19 protein-coding genes are annotated in these 17,327 nt (G+C 67.6%); 9 read left to right on the plus strand and 10 right to left on the minus strand.

What is annotated here, in order from left to right:
- The first annotated feature begins 25 nt into the window (after positions 1–25).
- The gene (locus tag I8N54_RS09635) at positions 26–997 is read left to right on the plus strand and encodes an isocitrate lyase/PEP mutase family protein (protein WP_140192771.1); all 972 of its coding nucleotides are present in this window, start codon (positions 26–28) and stop codon (positions 995–997) included.
- A 111-nt stretch (positions 998–1,108) separates the two neighbouring features.
- On the opposite strand, the gene I8N54_RS09640 is transcribed toward I8N54_RS09635, so the two are convergent.
- Both I8N54_RS09640 and I8N54_RS09645 read right to left on the minus strand, forming a co-directional pair.
- Positions 1,109–1,702, minus strand: a complete 594-nt coding sequence (locus I8N54_RS09640) for an outer membrane protein (protein ID WP_140192770.1) — start codon at positions 1,700–1,702, stop codon at positions 1,109–1,111.
- A 190-nt stretch (positions 1,703–1,892) separates the two neighbouring features.
- Entirely contained in the window at positions 1,893–3,014 is a 1,122-nt protein-coding gene (locus tag I8N54_RS09645; RefSeq protein ID WP_140192769.1) for an anhydro-N-acetylmuramic acid kinase, read from the minus strand.
- A 64-nt stretch (positions 3,015–3,078) separates the two neighbouring features.
- Between I8N54_RS09645 and tyrS the strand changes: the two genes are divergently transcribed.
- A complete protein-coding gene (tyrS, locus tag I8N54_RS09650; RefSeq protein WP_140192768.1) occupies positions 3,079–4,323 on the plus strand; it encodes a tyrosine--tRNA ligase in 1,245 nt (414 codons plus the stop codon).
- A 160-nt stretch (positions 4,324–4,483) separates the two neighbouring features.
- Here tyrS and I8N54_RS20275 read toward each other — a convergent pair whose 3' ends face one another.
- On the minus strand, positions 4,484–4,618 hold the full coding sequence (locus I8N54_RS20275; protein WP_269434052.1) for a hypothetical protein: 135 nt from the start codon (positions 4,616–4,618) through the stop codon (positions 4,484–4,486).
- 48 nt (positions 4,619–4,666) lie between these two features.
- Here I8N54_RS20275 and I8N54_RS09655 point away from each other — a divergent pair, with 48 nt between their 5' ends.
- The 7 genes from I8N54_RS09655 to I8N54_RS09685 all read left to right on the plus strand — a co-directional run bounded on the left by I8N54_RS09655 (position 4,667) and on the right by I8N54_RS09685 (position 11,717).
- Positions 4,667–5,446 (plus strand): GNAT family N-acetyltransferase, encoded by a 780-nt coding sequence (locus I8N54_RS09655; protein ID WP_140192767.1) that lies wholly within the window; start codon positions 4,667–4,669, stop codon positions 5,444–5,446.
- Positions 5,447–5,470: 24 nt separating this feature from the next.
- Positions 5,471–6,724 carry a cation:proton antiporter gene (locus tag I8N54_RS09660; RefSeq protein ID WP_140192766.1) on the plus strand — a complete coding sequence of 418 codons (1,254 nt, stop codon included), beginning with the start codon at positions 5,471–5,473 and terminating at the stop codon, positions 6,722–6,724.
- A gap of 100 nt (positions 6,725–6,824) precedes the next feature.
- A complete protein-coding gene (locus I8N54_RS09665) occupies positions 6,825–7,649 on the plus strand; it encodes a PhzF family phenazine biosynthesis protein (protein ID WP_140192765.1) in 825 nt (274 codons plus the stop codon).
- Between the two features lie 67 nt (positions 7,650–7,716).
- Positions 7,717–9,876: a phosphoribosylformylglycinamidine synthase subunit PurL gene (gene purL, locus I8N54_RS09670; protein ID WP_140192764.1), complete on the plus strand. Its 2,160-nt coding sequence runs from the start codon at positions 7,717–7,719 to the stop codon at positions 9,874–9,876.
- Positions 9,877–9,944: 68 nt separating this feature from the next.
- Positions 9,945–10,181, plus strand: a complete 237-nt coding sequence (locus I8N54_RS09675; RefSeq protein WP_140192763.1) for a BolA family protein — start codon at positions 9,945–9,947, stop codon at positions 10,179–10,181.
- 454 nt (positions 10,182–10,635) lie between these two features.
- Positions 10,636–11,001, plus strand: coding sequence for a Grx4 family monothiol glutaredoxin (gene grxD / locus I8N54_RS09680; RefSeq protein WP_140192762.1), 366 nt, complete (start codon positions 10,636–10,638; stop codon positions 10,999–11,001).
- Between the two features lie 17 nt (positions 11,002–11,018).
- Entirely contained in the window at positions 11,019–11,717 is a 699-nt protein-coding gene (locus I8N54_RS09685; protein ID WP_140192761.1) for a hypothetical protein, read from the plus strand.
- Here the strand turns inward: I8N54_RS09685 and ccoS are convergent.
- The 7 genes from ccoS to I8N54_RS09720 all read right to left on the minus strand — a co-directional run bounded on the left by ccoS (position 11,714) and on the right by I8N54_RS09720 (position 17,241).
- Positions 11,714–11,872: a cbb3-type cytochrome oxidase assembly protein CcoS gene (gene ccoS / locus I8N54_RS09690; RefSeq protein ID WP_140192760.1), complete on the minus strand. Its 159-nt coding sequence runs from the start codon at positions 11,870–11,872 to the stop codon at positions 11,714–11,716. The two genes, I8N54_RS09685 and ccoS, sit on opposite strands and share 4 nt — an antisense overlap.
- Entirely contained in the window at positions 11,872–14,037 is a 2,166-nt protein-coding gene (locus I8N54_RS09695) for a heavy metal translocating P-type ATPase (protein ID WP_140192759.1), read from the minus strand. The genes ccoS and I8N54_RS09695 overlap by 1 nt, the downstream gene beginning before the upstream one ends.
- Positions 14,037–14,480: a FixH family protein gene (locus I8N54_RS09700; protein WP_140192758.1), complete on the minus strand. Its 444-nt coding sequence runs from the start codon at positions 14,478–14,480 to the stop codon at positions 14,037–14,039. The genes I8N54_RS09695 and I8N54_RS09700 overlap by 1 nt, the downstream gene beginning before the upstream one ends.
- A gap of 1 nt (position 14,481) precedes the next feature.
- Entirely contained in the window at positions 14,482–15,906 is a 1,425-nt protein-coding gene (gene ccoG / locus I8N54_RS09705) for a cytochrome c oxidase accessory protein CcoG (RefSeq protein ID WP_140192757.1), read from the minus strand.
- A gap of 104 nt (positions 15,907–16,010) precedes the next feature.
- Positions 16,011–16,349: an MliC family protein gene (locus I8N54_RS09710; RefSeq protein ID WP_140192756.1), complete on the minus strand. Its 339-nt coding sequence runs from the start codon at positions 16,347–16,349 to the stop codon at positions 16,011–16,013.
- Positions 16,346–16,741 carry a cell division protein ZapA gene (locus I8N54_RS09715; protein WP_140192755.1) on the minus strand — a complete coding sequence of 132 codons (396 nt, stop codon included), beginning with the start codon at positions 16,739–16,741 and terminating at the stop codon, positions 16,346–16,348. The genes I8N54_RS09710 and I8N54_RS09715 overlap by 4 nt, the downstream gene beginning before the upstream one ends.
- Positions 16,741–17,241 (minus strand): hypothetical protein, encoded by a 501-nt coding sequence (locus I8N54_RS09720; RefSeq protein WP_140192754.1) that lies wholly within the window; start codon positions 17,239–17,241, stop codon positions 16,741–16,743. Before I8N54_RS09720 ends, I8N54_RS09715 begins: the two co-directional genes overlap by 1 nt.
- Between the last annotated feature and the right edge of the window lie 86 nt (positions 17,242–17,327).

Genomic DNA, 17,327 nt, shown 5'->3' on the forward strand with positions numbered 1-17,327 from the left:
GCTTCACCGGGAGGAGAGTTCCGACATGGCCAACGACCCTGGCGCCACGTTCCGGGCCCTGCATCGGAAAGGCGCACCTTTCGTCATGGCGAATGTCTGGGACGCCGGCACCGCGCGATTGCTGGAATCCCTTGGCATTCAAGCCCTTGCCACGTCGTCCGCGGCCCATGCCTACACTTTGGGGCGGACCGACGGCGGCACGCTCACGTTGCAGGAGGCGCTCGATCATGCGGCGCTGATCGCGGCGTCCGTGGCGCTGCCGGTGCAGGGCGACTTCGAGAACGGCTTCGCCAAGGAGCCGGAGGCGATGGCCGACGTCGTGCGCCTCGCCGCGGAGGCGGGCCTCGCGGGCATCTGCATCGAGGATACGGACCTGCCCGGGTCGGAGGCCTATCCGCGCGACCTCGCAGCGGAGCGTATCCGCGCGGCGGTCGACGCGGCGCGCGGGCTGGACCGGGACTTCGTGCTGACCGCACGGGCGGACGGTGTGCTGAGGGGCAGCTACGGCGTGCAGGAGGCGATCAAGCGCCTCAAGCTGTTCGAGGCAGCGGGCGCGGATTGCCTCTACGTGCCGATGCCCGGCACGATGGATGACCTGCGGCTGATCTGTGATAGCGTTACCGCCCCGGTGAACGCGCTCGTCGCGGGACACTTCACGACCCAGTCGATGGAGGATTTCGCCGACGCCGGTGTGGCGCGCCTGTCGCTCGGTTCTGCCCTGGCGCGCGCGTTTCAGCGCTCGGCCATGGACATCGCCACAGACATGCTTGAGCGGGGCCGTTTCGTCTCGCTTGGGCGGGCGGCCTCGGGGTCCGAAGTCGACGCGCTGATCGAACGGAAGGACCAGGTCGTCATTCCGGACGTCATGGCCGAACCGGATGTCTCGCCTGCTTCCCCGGACGAACCGGCGGAGACGATCGAGGAGCCGACACAGGTGCCGGCCCCCGCAACCACGCCCCCTGACCCGGACACGAAAGAGAGCGACGGCTCCGCCTGAGGAAGCCGCCGCCCGTTTCCGAGGACCCTGGGGATGGGGGGTGATCTGCGGTCCCCGGTGGTCACGGTCCGCCGCGAGGGCGGGCCGCACCGTGGTCTCGTCAATCTGCGATCAGAACTGGAAGGACACGCGCGCGCTGGCGGTCGTCGCATCCACGTCGATGCCGGAATCGTCGAAGTCGTCGAACTGGTGCTGCAGCACTTCGCCGCCGACCATGATCCCATCGGTCACCTTGTAGTCGATGCCGATACCGGCGAACGAACCGGAATCCTCAGCCTCGAGCGTGCCGGAGGTCTCGGCATAGGCCCAGCCACCGGTCACGTAGGGCAGGAAGTTGCCGGCATCATAGCCAAGGCGCAGTTTCGCGCGGCTGACGCTGTCGAGCTCGACGCCGGTCGTGTCGTCCTCGATGTTGGTGGCCTGGTAGTCGATCTCGCCACCGGCGACGATGCTGCCGAAGTCATGCATGTAGCCACCGTGAAGGCCGTAGACCGCGCCATTGGTGTCGTCGGCCAGCGCGTCGGATTCGACACGGCCGTAGCCGAGCGATGCACCACCGTAGAAGCCGCTCCAGTCGGAGCTCATCATCATCGGGGCCGGTGCGGGCGCTGCGGGCGGCGCCATCGGCGCGGGGTCGTCCAGACCGGCGGCAAAGGCCGGAGCGGCGGCGAATGCTGCAAGCGTGGCGAGGGCGATAGTCTTCATCGGAATTCTCCTGTCCGTTTTTTGATGCGACGCGTCGAGCTGCTCGTAAGCGCCGTCTGTGCACCTTCATAACGTTCCGGTGCCGTACACTTTCAATTGGACAGATGTGCAGAAGTTCCGTCTGGGCTTCAAATTGCCGTGCAGTGATCGGGGGTTGCGCAGGTTTCCGCTTGCACCCTGCGTCATCGGGTCAGCCTGCCGTCGAGGCCCTTGAAGCCGTCGCCGGGCGCCCCATCGAGCCGCCGCCGACGGCTGCCGCGACGCCGGTGGTGCCCGGCGCGCTGGTCGGTAGACCGCGCGCCACACGCACAGCGAGGAAGGCGAAGGCCTGCGCCTCCATCATGTCGCCATCAAGCCCGACCGCTTCCACCGGCTCCACCGGGCAATCCGCCCCGGCGGCGATCATCCGCATCAGGGTCGCGTTGTGCCGCCCGCCGCCGGTGACGAGAAGACGCTCGGGCGGGGACGGGCAATGGTCGAGCCCGGTCACCACCCCCGCCGCGGCGCAACCTGCCAGCGTGGCGAGCGCGTCGGCATCCGACAGGTCCGCGACGGCCTCCGTCAGCCAGTCGAAATCGTTCCGGTCGAGCGACTTCGGCGGCATCCGGTAGAAGAACGCCTGTGACGTGAACCGGTCGAGCACGGCTTCATCGACGGTGCCGCGCCGCGCGAGTGCGCCGCCCTCGTCCCGGTCCCGGCCGAGCCTCGCCGCGCAGAAATCGTCCATCGGCGCGTTCGCGGGGCCGGTGTCAAAGGCGAGCAGCGCGCCGTCGGCGTCCGGCTTCGGCTTCGTCGGGTCGATCCATGTCAGGTTGCCGACGCCGCCGAGATTGAGGAACGCGACCGGCTCCGTCGCACCGATGTGGCGGGCGAGCGCGAAGTGATAGAAGGGGGCCAACGGCGCCCCCTGCCCGCCTAGCCTCACGTCGGCGGAGCGGAAATCCCAGACCACCGGCAGGCCGAGGTAGTCGGCGAGCACCTGTCCGTCGCCCGCCTGGTGCGTGCCGCGCCCGGCGGGATCATGGGCCAGCGTCTGGCCGTGGAAGCCGATCAGCTCAGCCTCGATCCCCTCGAGGCAGGCCATGTGCGCCTCTTCCACGATCTCTGCGGCGGCGGCAACGCCGGGGTCCCCCGGCCAGCGGCCGAGCGCACCCCGCAGGATCATCCGGTCGGTCGGCGAATAAGGACGATAGGCGGTCTCTCCGAACTCGAAAATCTCGTGTCCGTCGGTGACCAGCACCGCCGCATCAACCCCGTCGAGCGAGGTGCCCGACATCGCCCCGAGCGCCCGCACCGGCCCCGTCTTCAACATCCGCTTTTCCTCTGCCCTGCCTCGCCCTATAGAGTGCCGCGCACGCGAGACGGGAACAAGAGCGATGACCTACCATCCGAAGTCCGACTTCATGGCGACGATCATGGAGCGCGGCTTTCTTCAGGACTGCACCGACTACCAGGGCCTCGACGAGGCTTTGTCGAAGGGGAGCGTCACCGCCTACATCGGCTATGACGCGACGGCGAAGTCGCTGCATGTCGGTCACCTGCTGAATGTCATGCTGCTGCGCTGGTTCCAGAAATGCGGCCACCAGCCGATCACGCTGATGGGCGGCGGCACGACGAAGGTGGGCGACCCCTCCTTCCGCGCCGACGAACGCCCGCTGCTGACCCCTGACCAGATCGACGACAACATCGCCGCCATGAAGGGCGTGCTGTCGAGCTACCTCGAGTACGGCGAGGGCAAGGCGCTGATGCTGAACAACGCCGAGTGGCTCGACGGTCTGAACTACCTCGAATTCCTGCGCGACATCGGCCGGCACTTCTCGGTGAACCGGATGCTGTCGTTTGAATCGGTGAAGTCACGGCTCGACCGGGAGCAGTCGCTGAGCTTCCTCGAGTTCAACTACATGATCCTGCAGGCCTACGACTTCCTCGAGCTGAACCGCCGCTATGGCTGCCTGCTGCAGATGGGCGGGTCGGACCAGTGGGGGAACATCGTCAACGGGATCGACCTGACCCGCCGGGTGCTGGATGCCGAGATCTACGGCCTGACGACGCCGCTGCTGACCACGTCCGACGGGCGCAAGATGGGCAAGAGCCAGGGCGGCGCGATCTGGCTGAACGGCGACATGCTGTCGCCTTACGAGTTCTGGCAGTTCTGGCGGAACACGACGGACGCCGACACGGGCCGGTTCCTCAAGCTCTACACCGAGCTGCCGGTCGAGGAATGCGACCGGCTCGGCGCGCTGGCTGGCTCGGAGATCAACGAGGCGAAGATCATCCTCGCCAACGAGGTCACGACGCTGCTGCACGGGGCCGACGCGGCTGCCGCCGCCGAGGCGACCGCCCGCGAGGTCTTCGAGAAGGGCGGCGTCGGGGACGATCTGCCGACCCTGACCCTGTCGGCGGCCGATGTCGGCGACGGTATCTCGATCGTGCAACTGATCGTGCGCTCCGGTCTCGCCGGCTCCGGCAAGGAAGCCAAACGGCTGATCGCGGACAACGGCGCACGGATCGACGATGAACCGCTCACCGACGCCGGCCTGATGATCGACGCGGCCGCGTTGTCGGCGCCGATCAAGCTGTCGGCGGGCAAGAAGCGTCACGCGCTGGTGCAACTCGGCTGAAGCGGCCGGTCACGCGGATTGCGCGACCTGGCCGACGAGGATCGGCGCCGTATCGGCGGGCATTGCCCGGCTGTGACGTCGGCGGGAGTATTTGTGGCCAGATGAGAGAGCGGGCTGCGCGCCGAAGGTTGGCCTTGTGCCTGTCGCGGGCGCGTTAACCTTAATGGGGTGTGACCAGAGCGGCGATCAGCGCAACTGCCAGGCCGGTCGGCAAGGCGATCAGCATGGCGATCATCGCGGCCCCGAGTCTTGTAAGACGCACCTGCGGCGCGTGGATGCCAAGGACTGTTTTCATCTCCCACCATTAACGCCGTGTTAGGTTTACGCGGGCTTAACGGTGGGGATGGCAGCGCTGCAGCAACATCCCCTGTTCGCGGGCGCGGTCCGGCGGCTCGGTGGCGATGCGGAGATCGAGGACGGTGTCCTCGTGCTTCGGCGCAGGATTTGCGGCGTGCCGGTGTCGCTGACCACGCGCCACGCCGGACCGCCGCCGCCGGTCCTGCTGGTGAACGCGGAGAGGCCCGACGACGCGGTATCGCTTGCCGGGGCGGGATACGCGCAGATCATGACGCCAGCATATGTCGCGGAGCTGGACCTGTCGCGACCCTTGAGCACGATCCGCGCCGGCCTCAACGCCAAGTGGCGCAACCGGCTGGTCGTCGCGGAGCGGGCGGGGACGGCGCCGACGCTCCGCGCCTTCGACGACAGAGACATGACCCTGCTTCATGCCGAAGCGCGGCAGCGCCGGGCGAGAGGCTACCGCGCCCTGCCCTCTGCGCTGATCCCGGCGCTTGCGGCCGAGGATCGTGACGCGGTCCTGTCCGTCAGGGCGGCCGGCGCGGGGATGATCTTCGTCCGGCACGGCGATACGGCGACCTATCTCCTCGGCCTCGCCTGTCCGGAGGCGCGCGCCAGCGAAGCGCACCGTTTGATGCTCTGGTCCGCCATCGGTCACCTGAAGGCGCTGGGCGTGACGACACTGGACCTCGGCACGGTCGATACCGAGACGTCGCCGGGGCTCGCGCGGTTCAAGATCGGCACTGGGGCAACAATCCGGCTGCTGGGCGGCACCTGGCTGCGACTGCCGCGTTGGCGGCGCGCCGGTGGGCGTGCTAGCGCTTGATACCGCCATATCAGACGGACGCCGATGACCCTGCTTCAGATCGCCTCGCTTCTTATCGTCCTCGCCGCGGTCTTCGGGACGATCAACTACTTCTTCCTGCGCCTTCCTTCGGCCATCGGCATCCTCGTCGTCGCGCTGTTCGCGTCGCTTACCGTGCTGGTGTCGGACGCCATTATCCCTTCGCTGACGGTAGCGGAGACGATCCGGGCGGAGGTACTGGACATCGAGTTCTCGGACGCGCTGCTCGAGGGGATGCTCGGCTTCCTGCTGTTCGCCGGGGCACTGCACGTGAAGCTCGAGAACCTGAAGGCGGAGTGGGTGCCGGTCGTGCTGATGGCGACCATCGGGATCGCGCTCTCGACTGCGATCGTCGGCTTCGGTTTCTCCTGGATCACGGGGATGCCGCTCCTCGTCGCGCTGGTCTTCGGGGCGTTGATCTCGCCCACCGATCCGGTTGCCGTCCTCGGCGTGCTGCGGCAGGCGGAGCTTCAGAAGTCGCTCGAGACCAAGATCGCCGGCGAGAGCCTGTTCAACGATGGCGTCGGCTACGTCGTCTTCCTGATCCTCGTCGGGCTTGCCTTCCCGTCGGCCGGCCATCATGCCGAGGGCGACGTCGTGACCGGTGCCGCGCTGCTTTTCCTGCAGGAGGCGTTCGGTGGCGCGCTGCTCGGCCTCGTGCTGGGCTGGCTGACTTTCCGGGTGATGCGGCGGATCGACGATTACGCGCTCGAGGTGCTCATCACGCTCGCGCTTGCCTTCGGCGGCTACGAACTTGCCGTCGCGCTGCATGTCTCCGCGCCGATCATGGCGGTCTGCGCGGGCCTGCTGATCGGCGAGGTCGGCACCAAGTATGGCATGTCGGAGACGACGCGCCGCTACGTCGACCATTTCTGGACGCTGATCGACGAAGTGCTGAACGCGGTGCTGTTCCTGATGATCGGGTTCGAGGTCTTCGCCATCGCCTTCGACCGCAGCTTCCTGATCGCGGGCGGCCTCGCCATCCTGTTGCACCTCGTCGGGCGCTTCTCGGCCGTGTTCGTCCCCGTGATGCTGCTGCGGCCGTTCCGGTCCTTCTCCGACGGAGTCGTGCGGATCATGACGTGGGGCGGGCTGAAGGGCGGGATCTCCGTCGCGCTCGCCCTGTCGCTGCCCGACAGCGAGTGGAAGCCGGTGATCCTGACCGCGACCTACGTGGTCGTCGTCTTCTCCATCATCGTGCAGGGGCTCACCGTGGCGAAACTCGCCACGCGGGTCGGCCGGGAGCCGGAGCTCTACTGATCGTGCGGACAACACCCCTGCCCCGTCTTTCCCTCGACACGCCGCTCTTCTGGCGTCGCCACAGGCGCCCGGACGAACGGACCAGCCGGAAGCCACGCCGATGACCAGATACCTCACTTACGACGTGTTCACTGCCGAGGCCTTCGGAGGCAATCCGCTGGCCGTCGTCCTGGAGGCCGAGGGGCTGTCGACCGAGGCGATGCAGCGGATCGCGCGGGAGTTCAATTATTCCGAGACGACGTTCGTGCTGCCGGCGGAGGATCCGTCCCATACCGCGAAGGTCCGGATCTTTACGCCCACGATGGAAGTGCCGTTTGCCGGGCACCCGACCATCGGCACGGCGATCGCGCTCGCCGACGACGGGCACGCTGGCGACATGGTGTTCGAACTCGGCATCGGCCCCATCCCCGTGACCGTGTCCGACGGGCACGCGGTCTTCGAAACCCGCGTCCCGCTCCGCGTCATCGCGCACCCGACGCCGGACGAGATCGCGGCCTGTCTCGGCCTGCCGGTCGACAGGATCGCCGGCCAGCCGGTCATGGGCGGTGTCGGGCTCGACTTCGTGATGGTGGCGCTGACCGACCGGGCGGCGCTGGCCGCCATAGATACTGACATCGCCGCGTTCCGGCGCGGGGCGGCGGCTTATCCCGGTGCGCTCGACTTCGCGCTCGCGGCCTATGTGCGGAGCGGTGGCACCGTCGACGTGCGCATGTTCGCACCGCTCGACAACATTCCCGAGGATCCGGCGACCGGCTCGGCGGCCGCCGCACTTGGCGCGCTGTTCGGTCCGGGCGACTATGAGATGAGGCAGGGCGAGGACATGGGGCGGCCCTCGGCGATAACCGTTTCCGTGGCCGATGACGGCGCGATCCGGGTCGGCGGGCGTGCCGTCCGGATCATGGAGGGCACGCTTCTGCGGACTTGAGAGGGCAGCCGCTTCCCCCCGACCCGGTCCTGCGCTAGAGAGGCGCCGATCCGAAGGGGGACCGTCGATGCAAGAGCCTGCCATCACCGAAGAGCTGATCGCCGCGCACGGCATAAAGCCCGATGAATATTCGGAGATCCTGCGCATCCTCGACCGGGAACCGACGTTCACGGAGCTCGGCATCTTCTCGGCGATGTGGAACGAGCATTGCTCCTACAAGTCCTCCAAGAAATGGCTGCGCACCCTGCCGACCAGTGGCCCGCAGGTGATCTGCGGCCCCGGTGAGAACGCGGGCGTCGTCGACATCGGTGACGGGCAGGCCGTGGTCTTCAAGATGGAGAGTCACAACCACCCCTCCTACATCGAACCCTACCAGGGCGCGGCGACGGGTGTGGGCGGCATCCTGCGGGACGTCTTCACCATGGGCGCCCGGCCGATCGCGGCGATGAACGCGCTGTCCTTCGGGGAGCCCGGCCATCCCAAGACCCGGCAACTGGTGCATGGGGTCGTGGAAGGTGTCGGCGGCTACGGCAATTGCTTCGGCGTGCCGACCATCGGGGGCGAAGTGCGCTTTCACGCCGCCTACAACGGCAACTGCCTGGTGAACGCCTTCGCGGCTGGCCTGGCCGACGCGGACGCGATTTTCTACTCCGCCGCCTCCGGCGTCGGGATGCCGGTGGTTTACCTCGGCGCCAAGACCGGCCGGGACGGTGTCGGCGGCGCGACGATGGCCTCCGCAGAGTTCGACGACACGATCGAGGACAAGCGCCCCACCGTGCAGGTCGGCGACCCCTTCACCGAGAAGCGCCTGATGGAGGCCTGCCTCGAGCTGATGCAGACCGGGGCCGTGATCTCGATCCAGGACATGGGGGCCGCGGGCCTCACCTGCTCGGCGGTCGAGATGGGCGACAAGGGCAACCTCGGCGTGCGGCTGGACCTCGAGCGGGTGCCGGTGCGCGAAGAGAACATGACCGCCTACGAGATGATGCTGTCGGAAAGCCAGGAGCGGATGCTCATGGTGCTGCGCCCCGAGAAGGAGGCCGAGGCCAAGGCGGTGTTCGACAAGTGGGACCTCGACTTCGCCATCGTCGGCGAGACGATCGCGGAAGACCGCTTCCTGATCGTGCACAATGGCGAAGTGAAGGCCGACATGCCGCTCAAGGCGTTGTCGGGCAACGCGCCGGAATACGACCGCCCGTGGGTCGCCACCCCGGCGGCCGAACAACTGGCCGACGTGCCGGGCATCGACCCGGTCGACGGGCTGAAGGCGCTGCTCGCCTCGCCCAACTACACCGCGAAATCATGGGTCTACGAGCAGTACGATCACATGGTCATGGCCGACACGGTGCGTGCGCCCGGTCTCGGCGCGGGGATCGTGCGAGTGCATGGCACGACCAAGGCGCTCGCCTTCACCAGCGACGTCACGCCCCGCTACGTCAAGGCGAACCCGGTCGAGGGCGGCAAGCAGGCCGTGGCCGAAGCCTTCCGCAACCTCGTTTCGGTCGGGGCGCGGCCCTTGGCCTCTACCGACAACCTGAATTTCGGCAACCCCGAGAAGCCCGAGATCATGGGCCAGTTCGTCGGAGCGATCGAAGGGATCGGCGCGGCGTGCGAGGCGCTCGATATGCCGATCGTCTCCGGGAACGTCAGCCTCTACAACGAGACGGACGGCGTCGGCATCCTGCCCACGCCGACCATCGGCGGCGTCGGCCTGATCGACGACCTTGACGCGGCGATCACCGGAACTGCGCGCGACGGGCATGTGCTGCTGATGCTTGGCGAGACGACCGGCCACCTCGGCCAGTCCGCGCTGCTGGCCGAAGTCTTCGGCCGCGAAGACGGTGACGCGCCGACCGTCGACCTCGACCTCGAGCGGCGGAACGGCGAGTTCATCCTCGCCAACCGCGACTCGATCCGGGCCTGCACGGACATTGCCGACGGCGGCCTTGCGCTCGCCGCGTTCGAAATGGCCGAAGCCGGACAGGTTGGGCTGTCGCTGGATGTCGCGGACACGCCGACGCTGTTCGGCGAAGACCAGGGCCGCTACCTGATCGCCTGCAATTTCGACGCGGCGGAAGCGCTGATGCTGGACGCGTCGCGGGCCGGCGTGACCCTGACGTCGGTCGGGCGCTTCACCGGGCAGAACGTGAAGATCGGCCCCTCGTCCGCACCGTTGGACGAACTGACCGCGCTCTACCGGACGAGTTTCGAGGCGATCTTCGGGTGATCACGGGCGCTTTCCCTTGAAGGGTGCGCATCGCCTGAATAGCTTTCTGACAGAAGAGGACGGTTGCCATGGCCATCACTGCACATGAAATCGAAGACCTGATCCGGGAAGCATTTCCGGACGCCCGCGTCACCGTCGAGGGCGACGATGGCGCGCATTTCTCGGCCGAGGTCGTGGACGAGAGCTTTCGCGGCCAGAACCGGGTGCAGCAGCAGCGCGCGGTCTACGCGGCGCTGAAGGGCAAGATGGACGGCGCAAACGGCGAACTGCATGCGCTGGCGCTGACCACGAGGGTGCCGGAGTAAGCGGACCGGCCGACTGGTGTAGTCGGTCGAATGTGGGTTTTCCTTGACCGCGAGTCCCCGTACTTCTCCTAAACCACCAATTTTTCGCCGAAAAATTGATACCCACGTTAAGGTTAACGCTCGGTGCAACGAGCACAGGGGTATGTATGGAATGCTACCCAGGTCGCTACGCAGCGGGCTCGCCGGTCGCCCGCTGGCGAACGTTCTGCGCGATGACTCTATCCCGAAAGTCGGTACTCCCCGTCACCCCAATTTTTCGCCGAAAAATTGATAACACGCCGGGCCGTTGAGAAATCGTTACCCTGCCCGGCCTGATTGCCGAAAATTCCAGGTACTTATGCTGCGCCTCGGGCCGCCCGATATCACACCGGCCGCCCCCACTGGATTCCTGCCGCCCACACCTCTATCTGTCGTCGGGACAGATGATCCAATTCCCACCCCAGGAGGGAGCAGCATGACCACCACCGCCGAAGACCAGATCCGCGACACCGTGACGAGCAACGACGTCGTTCTTTTCATGAAGGGCACGAAGACGATGCCGCAGTGCGGCTTCTCGAGCCGCGTCGCGGGTGTGCTCAACTACATCGGCGTCGAGTACCAGGATGTGAACGTCCTCGCCGATGACGGTATCCGTCAGGGCATCAAGGACTACTCCGACTGGCCGACCATCCCGCAGCTCTACGTTAAGGGTGAGTTCGTCGGCGGTTGCGATATCATCACCGAGATGACGCTGTCGGGCGAACTCGACCAGCTGTTCGACACCAAGGGCGTGGCCTACTCCAAGGACGCCGCCGAAAAGATCCGCGAAACCAACGCCTGATCCGGGGGCCGGCGGCGATGGAGACGACGCTCACGATCATCGTGCTGGTCGTTGCCGCGCTCGCCGGTAACCTTCTGATCTTCACCGCGATCCGCAAGGGTGGCCGGCAGCGCGAGGCGCTGAAGGCCGCCGCGGTGGAGCGGAACTGGACCTACCGCCACACCCCTGCAACCGGTGGAAAGGCCGCCCGGACGGAGATCGGCGACCCCTCCGGCGACTGGCGCCTGACCATCGTGAGAGGCGCACGGGGCGAACGTGGCTCCGGCGCGCGATACACGACGTTCGAGACCGGCCGGCATGCCTTGCCCGCCGGTCTCGCCGTTCTTGGGCCAGCGCTGCCGGCTCAAACCGCGCGGATGGCGGAGGGGATGCTTGGCTCTGTCGTGGGCTCCATGCTCGGCAAGTTGCTTATGGGGCTCGGGACCGAAGCCGCGTCCGACGTGCCCCGGCTCGAAACGGTGGAGACGCACGGCACCGACAGGGGAACGCTGATGGCGACGCCCGAGGCGACGCAGGCGCTCGACCCGCTGATCGGCAATCCGGACCTCCTCGCCGCGCGCGATGGGGTGAACGAGGTTCAGCAGCCGATCGTCCTGCGTGGCACCTTCGGGATGAGCCTGCGGGTCCGCAAGGCCCTGACGTCGCGCGAGGAGGTCATCGCGCTCGCCACGCTCGGTCAGACGCTGTCCGCCGCACTCGACATCGCCGAAAGTTAGCCCTTGGGCTGGTCGTCGTAATCGTCGCGCAGGATGCGGTGCGCGTCGCCGTCCGGGTCGTCGTACTGCCGGTTGCGCAGCGTCCACCAGAACGCCCCGAGCCCCAGCAGCCCGAGCCCGAGCGACACCGGGATCAACAGAACAAGCACCTCCATCAGCGGGTCCTCAGCGCGTTGAGCGAAACCATGATCGACGAGGCCGACATCGCGATGGCCGCCGAAAGCGGCGTGGCGAGCCCGAGGAACGCGACCGGCACCGCCACCGCGTTGTACATCAATGCGATCCCGAAGTTCTCCAGGATACGCCGCCGGGCGCTGCGCGCGACACCGAGCGCTTCGGCAACCGTTTGCAGTCCCGGCGCGGTGATGACCACGTCCGCCGCGACGCGCGCCGCCTCCAGCGCGGAGGCCGGCGACATCGAGACATGCGCCGCCGCAAGCGCGCCCGTGTCGTTGAGCCCGTCGCCCACCATCAGCACCTTGCGGCCCTCTTCGGACAGCCGTCCGATTTCGGCAGCCTTCTCGCCCGGCAACATGCCAGCGCGCCAATCCGTGAGACCAATCTCCCCGGCGATCGCGCGGACCTGCGCCTCGGCGTCGCCCGACAGCAGCAAGACCGGCAGACCGCGCAAGCGAAGCGCAGCGATCAGATCGGCGGCGCCGCTGCGCAGCTCCTCTGTGAAGGCGAAGGACGCGGACAGGTGACCGTCAACGGACAGGACGGTCCCCGTCCCCTCGGGACCGGCCCATCCGGCGCGGCCGAGGCGGACCACCCTGCCCTCGCACATCGCCTCGACGCCGTGGCCGGGTACTTCGGTCACCTGTTCGATAGCGGGCAGCTGCAGTCCGGCGTCCCGCGCGGCGAGCGCAATGGCCCGTGCCCTAGGGTGATCGGACGCCGCGCCAAGCGCCGCTGCGAGCGCGAGCGCTTCGGCATCGGCGCCATCCAACAGCCTCGGGCGGCCCGTGGTCAGCGTCCCGGTCTTGTCGAAGACCACCATGTCGACTTCTGCCAGCCGTTCGAGCGCGGTGGCGTGCTTCACCAGCAGCCCGCGCCGGAACAGCCGGCCCGACGCGACGGTGGAGACCGCAGGCACGGCCAGCCCGAGCGCACAGGGACAGGTGATGATGAGCAGGGCGATGGCGATGTTCATCGCCAGCCGCCAGTCTCCGCTGATCCCGAGCCACGTCACGAACCCGGCGAGCGCCAGCAGGTGTACGGCCGGCGCGTAGATCCGCGCGGCCCGGTCGGCGAGCGAGTTGTAGCGCGAGCGCGCCTGTTCCGCGACGGCGACGAGATCGGCAAGGCCGTGCAGGAGCGTATCTTCCCCGACTGCCGTGGCCCGCAGGGTGAGGGGCCCGGTCAGGTTCACTTCGCCCGCCCGCAATGCCTCTCCTTTCGAGACAGTCACCGGATCGCTCTCACCGGTGAGGAACGCGCGGTCGATGTCGCTTTCGCCCTCGGTCACGATGCCGTCGACCGGCACGCGGCCGCCGGGGCGGACGAGGACGACGTCCCCGACGGCGAGGTCGGCCGTCCGCACCGTCTCGGTCCCGTCGGCCCCGAGGCGCAGCGCGACCGGCGCTTCAAGCGCGGCGAGCTCGGCAGCGGCGGACCGGGCGGTGGCACGCGTCTTCTGGTCGAGCACCCGGCCCGCCAGCAGGAAGAAGGTCAGCGACAGCGCCGCGTCGAAATAGGCGTGGCTGCCGTGGTTGATCGTCTCGAACAGCGACATGCCGGCGGCCAGAAGGATGGCGAGCGAAATCGGCACGTCCATGTTCAGCCGCCCCGCCCGGATCGCTGCGAAGCCTGAGCGGAAGAAGGGCTGCGCCGAAAAGCTGATGGTCGGCAGTGCGATGGCGGCGGAGATCCAGTGGAACAGGTCCCGCGTGGCGTCGCTGGCCCCGGACCAGACCGCGACGGACAGCAGCATCACGTTCATCATCGCAAAGCCGGCGACGCCAAGCCGCATCAGAAGGTCCCGCGCGGTGCGGTCGGCCTCCCCGGCGGAGAGCGTCGCGCCGTCGAGCGGCTGCGCTTCATAGCCAAGTGCGGAGAGCCGTGCGGCAAGCGCCTCTGCCGTGATGCCGGGATCGACCTGCACCGTCGCGCGCTTGCGGGTCAGGTTGACCTGTACCCCCGCGACACCCGGCATGGCGGCAAGCCCCGCCTCGACACCGGAGATGCAGGAGGCGCAATGGATCGAGGGCAGCGACAGGTGACGCACCGCACCGCCTGTTCCGGTCGCTTCCGCACCCTCGCGCGGGATGGCGAGGCAGCCCGGGCAGGAGGCCGGGCCGACATGTTCGACGAGGGCCATCAGTCGACGATCACGATGATACGTTGCTGGAAGGGCGTGCCGTCCTCGGCCTCCGCCTCAAGCCGCAGGTTCCAGTTGCCGCCCGACGCCTCGACCGGGGCACGGAAGACGGCCCCGTCGAAGGTGAAGTCCGGCACCTGGTCGTCGCGGACGCTGGTGGAGCGGCCGAAGATGCCGCTGAGCGTGGCGGGCTGAACCGGGCCGTCGGCGTCGGTGATCGACAGGACGAGCTCTCCGTCATGTTCGTGGGCGGTGACCTCCCAGCCGAGCGCCTCCTGCGCCGCGCGCGCCTCGTCGAATTCCTGGCTCGCGACGTAGGAATTGTGGGTCTCGAGCCCCGGGAAGGTCCGCACCGCCTGCGTCGCCATGGTGACGTTGACCGCGATGATGATGCCGAAGGCGCCGGTCATGCCGAGCAGCACGTGATGTCCCCTGATGACCATCCTAGTTGCCCTTTCCGTTGAAATAGGTGTCCTCGTGTGCGCGATCGTCGTTGGCCAGATCGGTCACCCAGATCCGCACGTCGGTGCGGTCGCGCGTCGCCTGCTCGCTGCCGGCAGGCGCGGTGATGTAGACGCGGGCGAGCTGTGAGCTGTCGGCGGGCACCTCTATGGTCGCGTCGTCCGTTCCCTCCACCTCGAGCGACAGGGGCCCTGCCCCGCTCAGGCTGACGGCGAAGGGCCGTGCCTCGCCATGCTTGTTGCGCAGCCGGACCTCGTAGGCGTTGCGGACCGACCCGTCGGCCATCGTCACGAAGGTCGGATTGCGCACCGGCGCGACGGTCAGGTCGATGTCGGAGCGGATGAACAACGCGAACAGCAGCCCGAGCCCGACGATCGACCAGAGCGCGGTGTAAAGCAGCGTCCGGGGCCGCACCACATGCCGCCAGATCGGGGTCGGTGCTTCGCCCCGCTGTTCCTTCACCTCGTCGGTGAGCGCGAAGTAATCGACCAGCCCGCGCGGCTTGCCGACCTTGGCCATCATGTCGTCGCAGGCGTCGATGCAGAGCCCGCAAGTGATACATTCCAGCTGCTGGCCGTCACGGATGTCGATGCCCATCGGGCAGACGTTCACGCAGGCCCGGCAGTCGATGCAGTCGCCGAGCGCCTCTGCGCCGGCGGCCTTGCGGTGCTTGCCGCGCGGCTCGCCCCGATGGGCCCGGTAGCCGATGGTCAGCGTGTTCTCGTCCATCATGGCGGATTGGATGCGCGGCCATGGGCAGGCATAGATGCAGACCTGCTCGCGCGCGATGCCGCCCATGAAGACGGTGGTGAAGGTGAGGATCGCCATCGTCGTGTAGGCGACCGGGTGCGCCTGACCGGTGACGAGGTCGGCCGCCAGCGTCGGCGCATCCGCGAAGTAGAAGACCCACGCCCCGCCGGTGGCGAGGCCGATCAGCGCCCAGACGGTATATTTCGTGATCCTGAGCCGGACCTTCCGGGCGTTCCATTTCTGGTTCCAGAGCCGGACGCGGGCGTTGCGGTCGCCCTCGATCCAGCGCTCGGTCAGGATGAAGAGGTCGGTCCAGACGGTCTGCGGGCAGGCGTAGCCGCACCAGACCCGGCCGAGCGCGGAGGTGAAGAGGAACAGCCCGAGCCCCGCCATCACCAAGAGGCCCGCGATGAAGTAGAATTCGTGCGGCCAGATCTCGATCCAGAAGAAGAAGAACCGCCGGCTCGCCATGTCCAGCAGGACTGCCTGATCCGGAAGTTCCGGTCCGCGGTCCCACCGGATCCACGGCGTGAGGTAGTAGATCCCGAGCGTCACGGCCATGATCCACCACTTCATGCGGCGGAAGAAGCCGTTGACCCGCTTGGGGAAAACGGGCTCGCGTGACTTGTAGAGCTTGGGGGCCGGAGAGGTTGTCATGGCGATGCCGCAAAAGTTGATCTTTCGATCTGTCTTTTACGGCACTGGCCACGGGTCTCCTTGACTCAGGTCAATCGGCACCGGGCGGATTGACGCAGGCCAGGCTATTTGCGCAGGCAACTCGCCAGCAGGGTCACCTCTTCGCCGGTTTCGCCGTCGACCCAGTTGAGCATCGCCTCGTCGCCCTTGGTCCACCAGACATAGTGGGACCCGTCGGATGGCCAGCCGTAGCGCACGCCGGAGGCGGCCTCTTCGGCCTCGAGCTGGATCATGCCGCCCTCGACTTCGAGAACGGCGATATCTGTATTGGTGTCGGTGACATAGACGACGGGCACTTCGACCCCGCGCTCGCAGCCGTAGCGGATGAAGGAGGTCTCGGCCGATGCAGCCCCGGCGAGAAGGCCCGCGACGAGGCTCGCGGCGATGACGGCGCGGGCCATCATGACGCGGCCTTTTCCTCGACCTCCGACGCGAGCGCTTCCGCCCGCGCGGCCAGTTCGGCCATCGACTCGGTGACGCTGGTGGGCACGACCGGCACTTCGATGCGCTCGGGCTCGGGCGCGGGGCGGCTCTCCAGCGTGACGAGTTGGGAGCGCAGCTGCGTCGCGAGGGCTTCGGCCTCCTGCAGCTTCTCTTCCAGCCCGGCGGTGCGGTCGGCGAGCATCAGCCCCGCCATCAGCAGCATCCGCGATTCCGGCAGCCGCCCGATCTGATCGGCAAGCGCCGCCGCCTCGGTGTCCAGCATGCTGGCGGCCGTGTGCAGGAAATCCTCTTCGCCTTCCTGGCAGGCGACCTCGAAGACGCGGCCACCGATCTCGATATCGACCTTGGGCATTATCCGCGCTCCTCTGCCATCGGTTTCAGTTCTGCCATCACGGCGGCGACTTCGGCGGCGTCCGCGTCGCGCAGGGCGCGCAGCGAGTCGAGCTCGGCCAGCATCGCCTTGTTGATGAGGTGTGGTTCGGCGACTTCCTTGGCCATCGCGGAGCGCAGCTTGCCGTTGATGTCGCGCAACTCGGCGTTCATCTGGCGCAGGCGCTGCATTTCCTCGTCGAGGCCGGAGAAGCGCTGGCGCTGCGCGGCGGCTTCCGTTTCAAGCCGGGAGACCTTGCTGTCCTGCCGCTCCTTCACGGCCTTCACCCGCTCTTCCAGCTGGGCGCTAACCGAGCGTTCCTCTTCGAGCTGGCCCTCCAGTTCGGCGATCCGCGCGACCATCGCGGCGGTGTCGGAGGCCTCCCCCTCGGAGTCGGCCGCGGGACCGAGCGAGTCCATGCCCGCACGGATCCGGTCGAGCGCCTTGGCGATCCGGCCTTCGAGTTCGTTCAGCTCGTCCATCTGCCTGTCCTTGCAAACTGCATTAGCACCACGTCTTTCGCACATGCGCGGCTTCACCGTCCGAATCGCGGCGGCTGTGGAAAAGG

Source organism: Pelagovum pacificum (genome assembly GCF_016134045.1).
Lineage (GTDB): Bacteria > Pseudomonadota > Alphaproteobacteria > Rhodobacterales > Rhodobacteraceae > Oceanicola > Oceanicola pacificus_A.